Below are 13,941 nucleotides of genomic sequence, written 5' to 3'. Positions count from 1 at the left end.
TTCAGTATATAGAAAAAGGCGCGCCGCAAACAGCAGGGGAAGACCCGCAGGGCTCAGCCGCTTGCCCAGATGCTGTCTTGCGGGCCGTTGCGGGCACGCCGCCGGGCGGCGACGGCCGTCCGCCACAGGAGGGCCGCGCCCGCCAGGGCCACCGCATCTACCCCTGGAGCGCTTAGCGCCACCTGGGCGTTCCAGTCCGACAGCGCCCACGCCAGCAGAGTCGCCGCTGGAATGGCCAGCGTGGCCGCCGCGGCCGCCCGCGGCAGGGCCGTGGCGGCACGGGCCGGCCCCAGGGCAAATGCGGCGCCGGTAAACCCCAGAAAGGTCAGGTAATAGAGCGCCCAGGCCGGGCCCTCCACGAAACGCGCCGCGGCGATCGCCACTGAAACGCCCGCGATGCAGCCCATGCAGGCGCCCACGGTCAACGCCCCCATGGCGCGGACATCCCGGCGCTGCGTGACATTGCCCGATGCGCCTCGCGCGCGTTTGCGCCGCGATTCTATCCAGAGCAGGTTGCCCGTGTAGAACAGAAAGGCGCCGGCCAGCCCCAAGACGAAGTAACCCCAGCGCACGGGTTCGCCGCCATAGCTGCCGAAGTGCAGGGCGAAGAATCCGGTCACCCAGCGCATCCACCCCTGGCCCCCCGGCCCATATTCCCGGTTCAGCACCTGGCCGGTTTCCGCGCTGACCAACAGGAACCCGCCTTCGGGCTTGCGCATGAACTGGCGGTCGTCGCGGCCTTGCAACCAGACCGTGGCGCCTGTCTGTCCATAGTGGCGATAGGTCAGCCGCAGGGGCGTGACGCCGGGTTCCTGCTCGCGAACTCGAGCCAGAAGATCCGCGACGGGCAGCATGGCGCGGGCGCCTTCCCCAGCGCGGGCTTCCCGCATGGGGCTGCTTTCCTCGTACATCCGGGCCAATTGCCCGTCGTACACCAGGCGGTCTTGCACGGCGTAGATCGGGTCATGCAAGCCGAAGACCATGGCGCTCAACGCCATCGTCACATGAAAGGGCAAGCTGACGATGCCGATGACGTTGTGTGCATCCAGCCACAGGCGCTTCAGATTGGCGCCCCAGCGCAGCGCGAAGAAATCCTTGATCAGGGTGGGCCACAGCACGACCACACCCGACACCAGGGCAAGCGCGTAGAGGCCGCTGATGACGGCCATCACCAGGACGCCGGACTCCAGGTCGGCCGGAAGGCCGGCGGTGCGATGCAGCTCATCCACGAATTGCCCGATGCGGCTTTGCCGGACCGCGTCCACCTGCAGAGTGCCGTCGGTTTCCTGGCGCGCCGAAAACGTCGTGCCGGCGCCGGGCGGCTTGCCTGCAGCCCCCGGTTCTTGCCAGTGCAGAGCGGCGGCGCCGCTCGGGTCCGCGGCCAACTCCACCACGAACGCGCCGGCGGCGGCCGGGTGCGCGGCTATCACCTGGTCAATCAATGCGGGCAACTGCGGCAACGTCGTCTGCAAGCGGGCCTGGGGAGCCGACCAGCGCGCAATCGGTTCCTTGAACATGGTGATCGCGCCGGCATAAAAGGCCACGAACAGCGCCAGCCCGCTCAACAAGCCGGTCCAGGTGTGCACCTGCTTGTACGTTTTGATCAGACCGGCGCGCGAGGTTGTGCGCAACGAGAAACCGATACCAACCACCGCGACCCAAAGCGGCGGCACCATCCACATCGCGACCTGGTATTTGTTCAGGTGCATGATGCCGTCTCCGGCCAGCGCGAAGCAGGCCGGAACGAAGAACGCGAGCGTCAGGCCAGCCGTGCTACCGGCCAGGATCCGCCAGCACCAGTCCCACGCGGTCCAAGGTTTAGCCGCCATGTCCGCCCTTGTTTCGCCGTAGCCAGATCGCGCCGTAAGGCAGGGCGATCCACGTCGCCATGGTAAGGATCAGGGCGGTGCACAGGCCCGCCGCTACGTGCATCAAGCTCGCCCAAACGCACGTGCTCAGGCCCAGGACCATCGCGCCCAGCCAGCCGCTTGCGCGCCCCAGGGGGTGCGCAAGCCACTGCTGATGGCGGGAGCTCAAGTGCATCAGTGCCGCGCCCGCGACGGTGGCCGCCGATGCGCCGACCAGAATCATCGGCGTCATGGGTTACCAACGATAGGTCAGGTTGGCGATGACGCTGCGGCGGGCGCCGTAGTTGCAGGTTGCGCCGGTCGCGTTCAGGCAGTGCGACACATAGGATTTGTCGGCCAGGTTCCAGACCGAGACGCGCAGCATGGTGCCCTTGAGCGTGTTGCTGACCGCGCCGAAGTCATAGGCCACGCTGGCGTCGGCCAGGAACAGTGACGGAATCGTCAGATCGGGGTTGTAGTCCGATGCCGTGTCATAGGAAGACATGAAGCGGCCGCCGATGCCCACTTGCAGGCCGGGCACGGCGGGCAGCCGATAGTTGATCCACGCACTTGCCTGATGCTCCGGCACGTACAGCATGTGGCGGCCGACGTCAGCCGGGTTGCTGCTGGAGCGCACCTCGGAGTTCATGTAGGAATAAGACAGCAGGAAATCCAGGTTGGTGGAGAGTTGCGCCTTGCCTTCGAATTCGATGCCTTGCACGCGCTGCTTGCCCGATTGCACGAAGAAGATCGAGTCGACCGGATCCGGCGTGCGGGCGTTCTTCATGTCATTGCGGAAGAACGACAAGGTCGCAAACCCCCAACCGCCTGCCGGTTCGTACTTCGCGCCGAATTCGAACTGGCGTCCGGTCTGCGGCTTGAAGGTATTGCCCTGGCGGTCCAGCCCGGTAGTGGGCAGGAAGGAGGTGGAGTAGCTGGCATAGGGCGCGATGCCGTTGTCGAAGACATAGGTCAGGCCGGCACGGCCGGTGACCTTCGAGTCGGACGTGATCGTGGTCGCGTTCGTGATGCGGTTATTGGCCGATATCCGCGAATCGTCGTGACGCAGGCCCAGCGTGGCGATGGCCCGCCCGAAGCGGATCTGGTCCTGGGCGTACAAGCCCACCTGGCGCACATTCTGGAAGGACGACGAGGTGTAAGCCGGGGGCTTGGGGATGACCCGGTCGTAGATAGGGTCAAGAATGTCCAGCGGCGGGACGCCGATGGAACTGTTGGCGAAGTTGTTCGACAGCGTGCCGCGCTGGAGGTCCAAGCCCACAAGCAAGGTGTGGCGCAACGCACCGGTGTCAAACCGGGTTTCGATCTGGCTGTCGACCGCCAGCGATTTGATGCTGTCGTCCGAGATCGCCGAGACCCGGTTCAAGGTGTGGCCATCCGGCTGATAGGCCACGAAGGGATGCGCGCGGATCAGGAACATGTCCTGCTTGCCCTGCGCGAAACGCAGGTTCTGCCGGACCGTCGTGGTGTCGTTGAACTTGTGTTCGAACTCGTAGCCGATGGATTGATAGGTGCGGTTGAAGCTGTCGGATGACGGCTCGCCCAGGTACATGCTGCGCGGGATGTTGCCCGCCGGATTGTCGTGCAGCGTGCCCTTGGCCGGGTAGAAGCGCGCGCTCATCTGGGGCTTGTCTTTCTGGTAGAACGCATTGAGCGTCAGCGATGTGGCCGCCGATGGCCGCCACGTGAGGCTGGGGGCGACCAAGGTCTGGCGATCGCGTTCCAGGTCCACCTGGGTATGCAACTGGCGTTGCAGGCCGACGACCCGGTATAGCCACTGCCCGTCCTCGGTGACGGGCCCGGTTAGGTCGGTGGCGAACTGCGTTCCGCCGAACCCGCTGGCCTGCACCTGCACTTCGCGCATGGCTTCTTCCTGCGGCCGCTTGCCTACCTGATTCAGCAGTCCGCCCGGCACGCTCTTGCCGTAAAGGACCGATGCGGGGCCCTTGATGACTTCCACGCGCTCCAGCGCGTAGCCGTTGATGCGCGGCACGGCATAACTGCTGGGGTCGCCCGGCAGCGCCAGGCCGTCCAGCCACTGCGTGCCCATGGTGGAGTAGCCGCGCACGTAGTTCCAGTCGTAGCGCACGTCGAACCCGTTGGGTTCGGCGATGACGCCAGGCGTGTACCGCAAGGCCTCGGCGACGCTGTTGGCGCCCTGCTGGTTCATCTGGTCGCGCGTAATCACGTTGATGACCTGCGGGGTTTCCAGCAGCGACGTGTCCGTCTTGGTGCCCGCCAGGCTGCGCGTGGCCACAATGCCGTCGACCGCCCCGCGCGCCGTATCCTGGCGGCCGCTGACGGTGACGGGTTGCAGGGTCGTCACACCCGGGGCCGGCGCGGCCTGCACCAGCCACGTGCCGTTGCTTTGTTGCGCCGCGCGCAGGCCCTGTTCGCCCAACACGCGCGACATGGCTTCCTGAGGGGTGTACGTGCCGCTCAGCCCGGAGCTGCGCTTGCCGCCCGTCAGCGCGGAATCCGCCACCACGAAGATCTTTGCCCGGGAAGAGATCTGCGTCAGGACCTGGCTGAGGGGGCCGGGCGGGATGTCGTAGTGGATTGCCGCCGGCGCCGTGGCAGCTTGGGCCAGGGTAGGCGCAGGCTGCGCGCCGGATGCCGCCAGCGCCGGCTGCATGGACAGGCCCAGCGGGGCCAGCAACGTCAATCGGGACAGCAGGCGGCCGTGGGAGCGGTGTCGCGCGGGCAGGGGCAATGAGGTCATGGCAGGGTTCCGATCCGGAAATAGAATTACGTGTTCTTCCGGTATGACGGACAGGCCGCAAAAAAAGGGAACTTGCCTAGCGCGGATCCACGGTGGTCCACCAAGGCAGCGTCGTGCGCACGCGCACGGGCAAGGCGGCCGCCAGCATTTCCAGCGCCCGGTCGGTGTCGTGAATCGGAAAGGCGCCGGTGACCCGCAAGGCGGCCACGCGGGGATCGCACCCAAGGTAGCCGCTGCGGTATTGGCTCAAGGTCCGCACCAGTTCGCCCAGTGCCGTGTCTTCCGCCAGCAGCACACCCGAGGCCCAGGCTTGCCGCGCCGGTTCCGCTGCCTGCGCTGCGCCGATCGCGCTTCGGGTAAAGCGCAATTGCTGTCCCGAAGCCACCACCTGCGGCGGTGTGGCGCCGTCGGCAGGCCGCACTTCCACCGCGCCTTCGTAGACCGCCAGAAAGGTCTGGCCCGGTTCCAGCTTGACCGTGAACCGCGTTCCCAGCGCACGCAGCAGGCCGTCGGCGGTGCGTACCGTGAAGGGCCGCGCGGGATCCGCGGCAGTTTCGACCAGTATTTCACCTGACAGGCAGACAATTTCCCGAAGTCCGTCGGTGTAATGGGTGTTGAAGGCGGTATCGGCATTGAGCCAGATTCGGGTGCCGTCCGGCAGCGTGACGGCGCGCGTCCCGCTGAAAGGGCTGCGGTAATCGGCGTTCATCGCCGCCAGCCAGGCAGCGCCGCGCCCATCGCGCCATGCCGCCCAACCCAATAAGGACCCCAACCCCAGTGCAGCCAGGCCGGCCAACGCGCGGCGCCGCGTCGCCTGACGCCTGCGCTCGGCGGATTGCAGTGCCGCCATGGACGGGACGCGGGTGGCGTCGGTGGACAAGGGAGAAAATTGGCCGCTGATGGCTTCGACCCGGGCCCAGGCGTGCCGATGCTGCGTGGAATCCGCCAGCCATCGGCGCCAGCCCTCCTGATCCTGGGACGTCACCGAATCCGACGCCAGCAGCGCGAACCAGTTGGCGGCCTCCTGCAGGATGCGGAACTCCACCGAATCCGCGGAAGCCTCCGGCGGGCGTTGCGGCATGGTGGACTACGCCGCCGGCGCTGCGGACATGTCCAGCGCCAGGCAATGCAGCATGGCCTGCGCCATGTACTTCTTGATCATGCGTTCGGACACGCCCAAGGCGGTGCCGATCTCGTGATAGCGCATGCCGTAGACCTGCGACATCAGGAACGCCTGCCGTGGCCGCTCGCCCAGCCGGTTGAGCATGGTGTCCACCGCCATCAGCGCTTCCAGCGCCAGGGCGGTTTCTTCGGGAGACGGAGCGAACTGCTCGGGCTGCGCCGCCACGGTCTCCAGCCAGGCCTGTTCGATCTGCTGGCGACGCCAGTGGTCAAACAACAGATGGCGGGCGATGGTGGTCAGGTAGGCGCGCGGCTCGCGGACCTGATCCAGGTCCGAGGGCTTGCTCAGGACTCGCACGAACACGTCGTGGGCCAGATCCGCCGCCTGATGCACATTGTTCAACTTCCCGCGCAGCCATGTCCGAAGCCAACTGTGGTGGCTGTCGTAAAGCTGGTGCACTTGATCAGAGGAGGTCGACACAAAGCACGTCGCAGGGAAGTGGGAGCCCTGGAATATTAAAGGATAATCGTTCTCATTGTAAAACCTGCCGAATCCGGGTGGCGCGCGCGCAATCCTTCACACAAAAGTGTTGCAGGGCAGGGCTTTACGTCGGAAGAGGAGGGAGCCGGCGGCCACGGCCGGTGATGGCGCGCAGCCGAAGGCTTGCACGGGGGGCGGTTCGGGCCGCAGTCTGACGACGGGCCCTGATGATGCCGATATTTGGCGGAAGCGGTGAGATTCGAACTCACGAACGGTTGCCCGTTGCCGGTTTTCAAGACCGGTGCAATCGACCACTCTGCCACGCTTCCGGGGTCTGCTGATTTGTCTTGCGGGTGAAGGCCTGGTTGACCTGCACTCGCTGTCCGGCGATTCGGCCGTCAGGCAAACATTCTGCCCGAACGACAACGCGATATGCCGTAAAGGGCGCAATAATAATCCATTTGCTGCAAAGGAGGCACGCGATGCAAGCTGTAGAAATCTCCCGCCCCGGCGGCCCCGAGGTTCTGGTCCCCGTAGAACGCCCCACGCCCGAGGCCGGCGCGGGTGAAGTCTTGATCAAAGTCAGCGCCGCGGGCATCAACCGCCCCGACGTGTTCCAGCGCAAGGGCAACTACGCCCCGCCGCGCGGCGTGTCCGACCTGCCGGGCCTGGAAGTGGCCGGCGAAATCGTGGGCGGCGACGTGGCCGGCAGCGGCTTTGCCGTGGGCGACAAGGTCTGCGCGCTGGTGGCGGGCGGCGGTTACGCCGAATACTGTGTGGCGCCCGTCGCCCAGTGCCTGCCCATCCCCAAGGGCCTGTCCGACATCGAAGCGGCCGGCCTGCCGGAAACCTACTTTACCGTCTGGAGCAACGTGTTCGACCGCGGCCGTCTGTCCGACGGCGAGATCCTGCTGGTGCACGGCGGCGCAAGCGGCATCGGCACCACGGCGATCCAGTTGGCCCGTGCAATGGGCAACAAGGTCTACGCGACGGTCGGCAGCGACGACCGCGCCCGTGCCGTCGAAGCGCTGGGCGCCGAAAAGGGCATCAACTACAAGACGCAGGACTTTGTGAAGGAAGTCATGGACGCCACCAGTGGGCGCGGCGTGGACGTCATCCTGGACATGGTGGCCGGCGACTACATCGCCCGCGACATGCAATGCCTGGCGGATGACGGCCGCATCGTCATCATTGCCCAGCTGGGCGGTGCGCGCGCCGATGTGGATACGTCTCAGGTCATGCGCCGCCGCCTGACCATCACCGGGTCCACGCTGCGTCCCCGGTCCATCGACTTCAAGGGCGCCATCGCGCGCGCCCTGCGCGAACACGCCTGGCCCTTGCTGGAAAAAGGGGCCATCAAGCCGATCGTGCACGCGACTTTCCCCTTGGCCGAGGCCTCCAAGGCGCACGCCATGATGGAAGGCGGCGAAAATATCGGCAAAATCATCCTGACAATGTAAGAAACGCGCGGCGTTCGGCGTATCGCCGCGCAACAGGATACAATCTCGGGTTTCGCCTGGAATTTTTTCCAGGCAGGCCCGTGGGCGGTCGCGTCATCCCCCGGGACTCACCCTCTCTGACAATTGCGCCATGACTTCAGTCGAAAACCGCGCCCGCCTCGTGCTGGGCAACTGGAAGATGCACGGCAACCTGGCCGAGAACGCCGCGTTGCTGACCGAGTTGCGCGCCGCGGATGCCGCGAGCCACTGCGACATCGGCATCTGTGTTCCGTTTCCCTACCTGGCGCAAGCCGGTTCGGCCCTGACCGGAAGCAGCGTGTCCTGGGGCGCGCAAGATGTCAGCGCGCACGAAAAGGGTGCCTACACCGGCGAAGTGTCCGGTGCGATGCTGAAAGAATTCGGCTGCCGCTGGGCGCTGGCCGGTCACTCCGAGCGCCGCGTGCTGCACGGTGAAACCGATGAAGTCGTGGCCGCCAAGGCGCAAGCCGCGCTGGCCGCCGGCCTGACCCCCGTGGTCTGCGTAGGCGAGTCGCTGGCCGACCGCGAGGCCGGCAACACCCTGGCCGTCATCGAACGCCAGTTGAAGCCCGTGCTGGCGCTGGGCGCGGACGCTGTGTCGCGCATGGTCCTGGCCTACGAGCCCGTCTGGGCCATCGGCACTGGCCGCACCGCCAGCCCCGAGCAAGCGCAAGAAGTCCACGCCGCCATCCGCGCCGCCTTGCGCGCGCTGGGCGCGGCGCAGGTGCAGGTTTTGTACGGCGGCAGCGTCAAAGCTGCCAACGCCGCCAGTTTGTTCGCCATGACTGATATCGACGGAGCCCTGGTCGGCGGCGCGTCGCTTGTGGCTGAAGAATTTTTGCGTATTGCCGCCATCTAAGTTTCCGTTCCGGAGTCTGTAATGCCCTTGATGCTTAAACTTCTGCTGGCCGTCCAAGTCTTTTCGGCGCTGGCTATCATCGTTCTGGTCCTGCTGCAGCAGGGCAAGGGCGCCGACATGGGTTCCGCTTTCGGTAGCGGTTCGTCCGGCAGCCTGTTCGGTGCCACCGGCGCCGCCAACTTCCTGTCGCGCGCGACCAAGTGGGCCGCCGTGGTCTTCTTCGCATCCACCGCTGGCCTGGCTTACGTCAGCCACAAGGGCACCAACGGCCCGGCCGTGGATTCCGGCGTGATGCAAAGCTTCCCGTCCGACCGTTCGGTTCCGCAAGTGCCGGGCTCTGTGCCCGCCGCGCCGGGTGCAGGTGCATCGTCCGTCCCGGGCGCCGCTTCGGTTCCTGCCGCGCCGGCCAAGCCCGACGCTTCCGTGCCCACGGCTCCGGCTGCGCCCGCAGCAGGCGACAAGCCGGCCGACACGCCCGCAACGCCGGCGAAGTAAGCGCCAGCGTAGACAAGAAGGCCGGCGTCTGACGCCGGCCTTTTTCATTGGTGCCGTGCCTCGGGCTGCAAGGCCGGATATCCTGTCATCGCAGTCCGGCTCCCGCGCCGGACATTTCGGATCGGCCCCCATGGAAAAGCGTTTGATGCCGTCGATGATGGCGCTCCAGAGCTTCGATGCGGTCGCGCGGCACATGAGCGTCACGCGCGCCGCCGAAGAACTTCACATGACCCAAAGCGCGATCAGCAAGCAGATCGCGCAGCTGGAGGCGCTGTTGCGCAACCCGCTTTTTCTGCGCGTGCGCCGGCGGCTGCAATTGACGCCCGCGGGGGCGCTGTACCAGTCCGAGGTCAGGGCGATCCTGAACCAGGTGGACATGTCGTCCCGCTACATCCTGACCTACGGCAGCGAAACCCAGGTGCTTACCATCGGCACGCAGCCCACGTTTGGCGCGCGGTGGCTGATTCCGCGGCTGCAGCGCTTCATGGCCGCGCATCCGGATATCCAGGTGAAGGTACGCAGTGAAACCCGGCCGTTCGATCTGATGCAGGCCAAGATCGACATTTCCTTCTTCTTCGGCCATGGCACCTTGCCCGGCGCCCAATGCCGCGAGCTGTTCGCAGCCGAGGTAGTGCCGGTGTGCGCGCCCGGCTTTCTGCCCGGAGATGCAGTGCCCAGCCTGGAGGCGCTGAGCGACCACGCGCTGATCCAGTGCGCGTCCCGCCCGGAAGCCTGGCACGACTATTTCTCGCATCAGCAATTCCAGTCCGACCGCAGTTATCACGGACCCCGGTTCGACACGTTCTACATGTGCGTGCGGGCAGCCGAAGGCGGCTGCGGCATCGCCTTGACCCCAAGATTGCTGGCCGAAGAAGAACTGCAGGCTGGCAAGCTGGTCATCCCCTGGGGCTACGTGCAGCCCAGCGACGGCGCCTACTTCGTGGCCTATTCCGAACACTCCGCCGAAGTCCCGAAGATCAAGCAATTCGTGGCGTGGGTTGAAGAAGAGGCCACGCAAAAGCGAGACCGCGACGCCCTGCGCGCGCGATCCATGAAAAAACGGACTGATTAGGCCGAATTTTTTCATTTGATTGCGCCTGCCGGGCGTGATTTCATGCGGGCCATCCCTGTTTACCGATGTGCCGAACCCGCCATGAGTCAGAACTTCGTCAATCCCGATCAGATCCGCGCCTGGTTCTCCCGCGCCATGTCCGACATGTACAAGGCGGAAGTGCCGCTGTACGACACGTTGCTGGACCTGGTGGCTGAGGTCAACGCCAAGACGCTGGCCGAGCAGCCCGAACTGGCCGAGCAACTGGCGCGCACCGGCGAAATCGAACGCCTGGACATCGAGCGCCACGGCGCGATTCGCGTAGGCACGCCCCAAGAGCTTTCCAACATGCGGCGTGTGTTCGCCGTGATGGGCATGCAGCCGGTGGGTTACTACGACCTGTCGCCGGCCGGCGTGCCGGTGCATTCGACGGCATTTCGCGCCACGCACGAAGCCTCTCTGCAAGCCAGCCCGTTCCGCGTCTTCACGTCGCTGCTGCGCTTGGAACTGATTGACGACGTCGCGTTGCGCGACAAGGCCGCCCGTATTCTGGCCGCGCGCCAGATCTTTACGGCTCGGGCTCTGGAATTGGCTGGCCGCTTCGAAACGCAAGGCGGCTTGAACGACGCCGACGCCCGGGAATTCGTCACCGAAGCGCTGCATACCTTCCGCTGGCACAGCGAGGCGACGGTCAGCCTGGATGACTACCGGGAATTGCACGGCCAGCATCGCCTGATTGCCGATGTGGTGGCCTTCAACGGACCGCACATCAACCATCTGACGCCGCGCACGCTGGACATCGACGAGGCCCAGGCCGAGATGCCGCGCCGTGGCGTGTCGGCCAAGGCGGTGATCGAAGGTCCGCCGCTGCGCAAGTGCCCGATCCTGTTGCGTCAAACGAGTTTCAAGGCGCTGGAAGAGCCGGTCCTGTTCGCCGGGGCGGACGGCCAGAACGGGGTGGGCAGCCATACCGCCCGCTTCGGCGAAATCGAGCAGCGCGGTATCGCCCTGACCCGAAAAGGCCGGGCGCTGTACGACCAGTCGCTGGATCTGGCGCGCAGCCGTATCCAGGGTGCACCCAATGAAAGCAATGCCGCCGCCTACATGCAGAACCTGCAGGACTGTTTTGCCGCGTTCCCGGACGACTATGCGCAATTGCACGATCAGGGTCTGGGCTATTTCCGCTACTTCCTGACCGGCAAGCAAGGCCCCGCGCCAGCGGGCGACGTGCAGTCGCTGATCAGCCTGGGCTACATCCGGTTCGAGCCGCTGGTGTACGAGGACTTCCTGCCGGTCAGCGCCGCGGGCATCTTCCAGTCGAACCTGGGTGACAAGGCCCAGGCCGAGTACGCGCAGAACGCCAGCCAGACCGCCTTCGAAGCCGCGTTGGGCGCGCCGGTGCAAGACGAACTGGCGCTTTACCAAGACACGCAGGACCGTTCCCTGGCCGCTTGCCTGCAGGTGCTCGGCCTGCAAACCGGTACCCCGGTGGCGGCATGAGCCGCTTGAACCGCTGCTTGTCGGTGCGCGACTTCGAACGTGAGGCGCGCCGCATCCTGCCGCGCTGCGTCGAAGGTTACGTCTGCGGCGGCACGGAAGACGGCGCATCGCTCGACGAGAGCGTCCGGGCACTGCGCGACATCGGTTTTCGGCCCCGCGGCCTGCGCGTGGTGGATCAGCGCAGCAGCCAGGTCGAGCTTTTCGGCCAGACCTATGCCATGCCGGTCGGCTTCGCACCGACGGGGTTCTCCGCCATCGTCATGCACGAGTGCGATCTGGCACTGGCGCGCGCTGCGCAGGATGCCAAGATTCCGTTCATCATCAGCGGCGCCTCCAGCGTGCCGTTGGAGCGGCTGCAGGAGGCGACCGGCAAGCGCTGCTGGTATCAGGCCTATCTGCCGGGCAACGTCGATCGCATCGGCAAGCTGATCGCGCGTCTGCGCCAGGCCGAGATCCCCGTGCTGGTGGTGACCATCGATACCTGCGTGGGCGCCAATCGCGAAAACCTGCAGAAGCTGGCATTCACGGTGCCATTCAAAATGAGTTCCAGCGTGGTGCTGGACGGCATGCGCCATCCGCGCTGGAGCGTGAACGTCTTCATGCGTACGCTGCTGGGCAGCGGGGTGCCGCGTTTTGCGAACCTGTATGAGGAAATCGGACCGCCCATCACTCAAGACCCGCCCAACGGCTTTCGTGGCGAGCGCGACAAGCTGTCTTGGGAGCATATCCGCTGGATCCGGGAAAACTGGCCGGGCAAGCTCGTGCTCAAGGGCGTGATGCACGCGGAGGACGCGCGGCTGGCCGTCGACGCAGGCGTGGACGGTGTGATTGTTTCCAACCATGGCGGGCGTCAGCTTGACGGTTGCATATCGCCCTTGCAGGCGCTGCCCGAGGTCGTGGCCGCCGTGCCCGCGGGTTTGCCGGTCATGGTCGACGGCGGCTTTCGCCGCGGCTCCGACGTGCTCAAGGCGGTGGCCCTGGGCGCGAGCATGGTCTTCACCGGCCGTCCCCAGCTGTTCGGCGCCGCCGTCGGCGGCAACGCCGGCATCCGCAAAGTCGCCGAGATATTCCGCAGCGAAATCTCGACCAACATGGCGCTGCTCGGTTGCCGGACGTTGGCTGACGTCACGCCGGACTTGATCGCGCCGGTGCGCGCGGCCTGCGCCGCCTAGAACGGCCAGGCGGCCGACCGGCCGTACCGGGGCAGCATTGCCCCACACCACTAAAAAATACGGGCGCACCCATTGCCGTGCGCCGATCCGCTTTCAACAGGAGGAGACATGATGAAGATGAATTTCAAAATGGCCGGCATGGCTGCGTTGCTGGCCTGCGCGGCCACGGGCCACGTGCAGGTCCAGGCCCAGGCCCAGGCCGACAGCTATCCGGCGAAGCCTGTCCGGCTGGTGGTGGGCTATGCCCCGGGCGGCACGACCGACATCAGCGCCCGCATGATTGCGGACGTGCTGGGCAAGGAACTTGGCCAGACCTTCATTGTGGAAAACAAGCCGGGCGCCAACAGCAACATCGGCGCCGAAGCCGTCGCCCGCGCTCCGGCCGACGGCTACACTTTGTTCGTCGGGTCGATTTCCACGGCGATCAACCAGTCGCTGTATTCCAAGATGTCGTACGACGCGCTCAAGGACCTGGACGCCGTCGCGCTGTTGAACGTGGTGCCCAACATCCTGGCCGTCAATGCCAGCGTGCCGGTCAAGTCGGTGCAGGAATACATCGCCTATGCCAAGAAGAACCCCGGCAAACTGACCTGCGCGTCGCCCGGCAACGGCTCGTCCGCGCACTTGGGCTGCGAGCTGTTCAAGATGAAGACCGGCATCGACATTCTGCACGTTCCCTATCGCGGTAGCGGCCCGGCCGTGGCCGATTTGCTGGGCGGCCAGGTGGACTCGATCTTCGACAACCTGCCGCCGCTGCTGCCGCATGTGCGGGCCGGCAAGCTGACTGGCCTGGCGGTGACCACAGCGGCCCGCGTGCCCTTCGCGCCGGAAATTCCCACCATCGCCGAATCCGGCGTGGAAGGCTTCGACGTGGCGGCCTGGTTCGGCCTGTTTGCGCCGGCCGGCACCCCGCCGGAAATCGTGCTGAAGGTGAACGCCGCCATCAACAAGGCGCTGACTTCGGACACCGCCCTGGCCGCCAACTATCAGACCAACGGCTTTTTGATGCCCCCGCCGCCCAACACGCCGCAAGCATTCAAGGCCTTCATGGAAAGCGAAACCCGCAAGTGGGGAGAAGTCGTCAAAGCGACGAACCTGCAGATCAACTGATTGCCCTAGGCGGGGCAGGGCGGTGATCCGCCCGGCTCCCGCCCGCGCACCCGGCTGGCTGAGGGGAAGGTCGGGCCCAAAAACGG

At 65.9% G+C, this 13,941-nt stretch carries 12 protein-coding genes and 1 tRNA gene; 7 read left to right on the top strand and 6 right to left on the bottom strand.

Features of this window, described 5'->3' with window-relative positions:
* Positions 1-53: 53 nt before the first annotated feature.
* The 6 genes from AC27VE_RS00460 to AC27VE_RS00435 all read right to left on the bottom strand — a co-directional run bounded on the left by AC27VE_RS00460 (position 54) and on the right by AC27VE_RS00435 (position 6,519).
* Entirely contained in the window at positions 54-1,829 is a 1,776-nt protein-coding gene (locus AC27VE_RS00460; RefSeq protein WP_488702803.1) for a PepSY-associated TM helix domain-containing protein, read from the bottom strand.
* Complete coding sequence (locus tag AC27VE_RS00455; protein WP_088587823.1) at positions 1,819-2,100, bottom strand: hypothetical protein; 282 nt, start codon at positions 2,098-2,100, stop codon at positions 1,819-1,821. The genes AC27VE_RS00460 and AC27VE_RS00455 overlap by 11 nt, the downstream gene beginning before the upstream one ends.
* A 3-nt stretch (positions 2,101-2,103) precedes the next feature.
* Positions 2,104-4,587 (bottom strand): TonB-dependent siderophore receptor, encoded by a 2,484-nt coding sequence (locus tag AC27VE_RS00450; RefSeq protein ID WP_488702802.1) that lies wholly within the window; start codon positions 4,585-4,587, stop codon positions 2,104-2,106.
* Positions 4,588-4,663: 76 nt separating this feature from the next.
* Entirely contained in the window at positions 4,664-5,668 is a 1,005-nt protein-coding gene (locus AC27VE_RS00445; RefSeq protein WP_488702801.1) for a FecR domain-containing protein, read from the bottom strand.
* Between the two features lie 6 nt (positions 5,669-5,674).
* Entirely contained in the window at positions 5,675-6,169 is a 495-nt protein-coding gene (locus tag AC27VE_RS00440) for a sigma-70 family RNA polymerase sigma factor (protein WP_202803393.1), read from the bottom strand.
* A gap of 262 nt (positions 6,170-6,431) precedes the next feature.
* Positions 6,432-6,519 (bottom strand) — tRNA-Ser (locus tag AC27VE_RS00435).
* A 153-nt stretch (positions 6,520-6,672) separates the two neighbouring features.
* Here AC27VE_RS00435 and AC27VE_RS00430 point away from each other — a divergent pair.
* From AC27VE_RS00430 to AC27VE_RS00400, 7 genes are all read left to right on the top strand, one after another.
* Positions 6,673-7,650, top strand: coding sequence for an NAD(P)H-quinone oxidoreductase (locus AC27VE_RS00430; RefSeq protein ID WP_006223633.1), 978 nt, complete (start codon positions 6,673-6,675; stop codon positions 7,648-7,650).
* A 130-nt stretch (positions 7,651-7,780) separates the two neighbouring features.
* Positions 7,781-8,527, top strand: coding sequence for a triose-phosphate isomerase (tpiA, locus tag AC27VE_RS00425; RefSeq protein WP_006223634.1), 747 nt, complete (start codon positions 7,781-7,783; stop codon positions 8,525-8,527).
* A gap of 21 nt (positions 8,528-8,548) precedes the next feature.
* Positions 8,549-9,022: a preprotein translocase subunit SecG gene (gene secG, locus AC27VE_RS00420; protein WP_088587840.1), complete on the top strand. Its 474-nt coding sequence runs from the start codon at positions 8,549-8,551 to the stop codon at positions 9,020-9,022.
* 130 nt (positions 9,023-9,152) lie between these two features.
* Positions 9,153-10,094: a LysR substrate-binding domain-containing protein gene (locus tag AC27VE_RS00415; RefSeq protein ID WP_424626755.1), complete on the top strand. Its 942-nt coding sequence runs from the start codon at positions 9,153-9,155 to the stop codon at positions 10,092-10,094.
* 81 nt (positions 10,095-10,175) lie between these two features.
* Positions 10,176-11,573 (top strand): 2-oxoadipate dioxygenase/decarboxylase HglS, encoded by a 1,398-nt coding sequence (hglS, locus tag AC27VE_RS00410; RefSeq protein WP_488702800.1) that lies wholly within the window; start codon positions 10,176-10,178, stop codon positions 11,571-11,573.
* Complete coding sequence (locus tag AC27VE_RS00405; protein WP_488702799.1) at positions 11,570-12,745, top strand: alpha-hydroxy acid oxidase; 1,176 nt, start codon at positions 11,570-11,572, stop codon at positions 12,743-12,745. The genes hglS and AC27VE_RS00405 overlap by 4 nt, the downstream gene beginning before the upstream one ends.
* 108 nt (positions 12,746-12,853) lie before the next feature.
* Complete coding sequence (locus AC27VE_RS00400; RefSeq protein ID WP_280025801.1) at positions 12,854-13,855, top strand: Bug family tripartite tricarboxylate transporter substrate binding protein; 1,002 nt, start codon at positions 12,854-12,856, stop codon at positions 13,853-13,855.
* Positions 13,856-13,941: the final 86 nt, after the last annotated feature.

The sequence above is a fragment of the Achromobacter sp. 18P8.1.1 genome (assembly GCF_057799415.1).
Note: the sequence above shows the minus strand (reverse complement) of the source record. Positions and strands in the feature narration are given on the sequence as shown.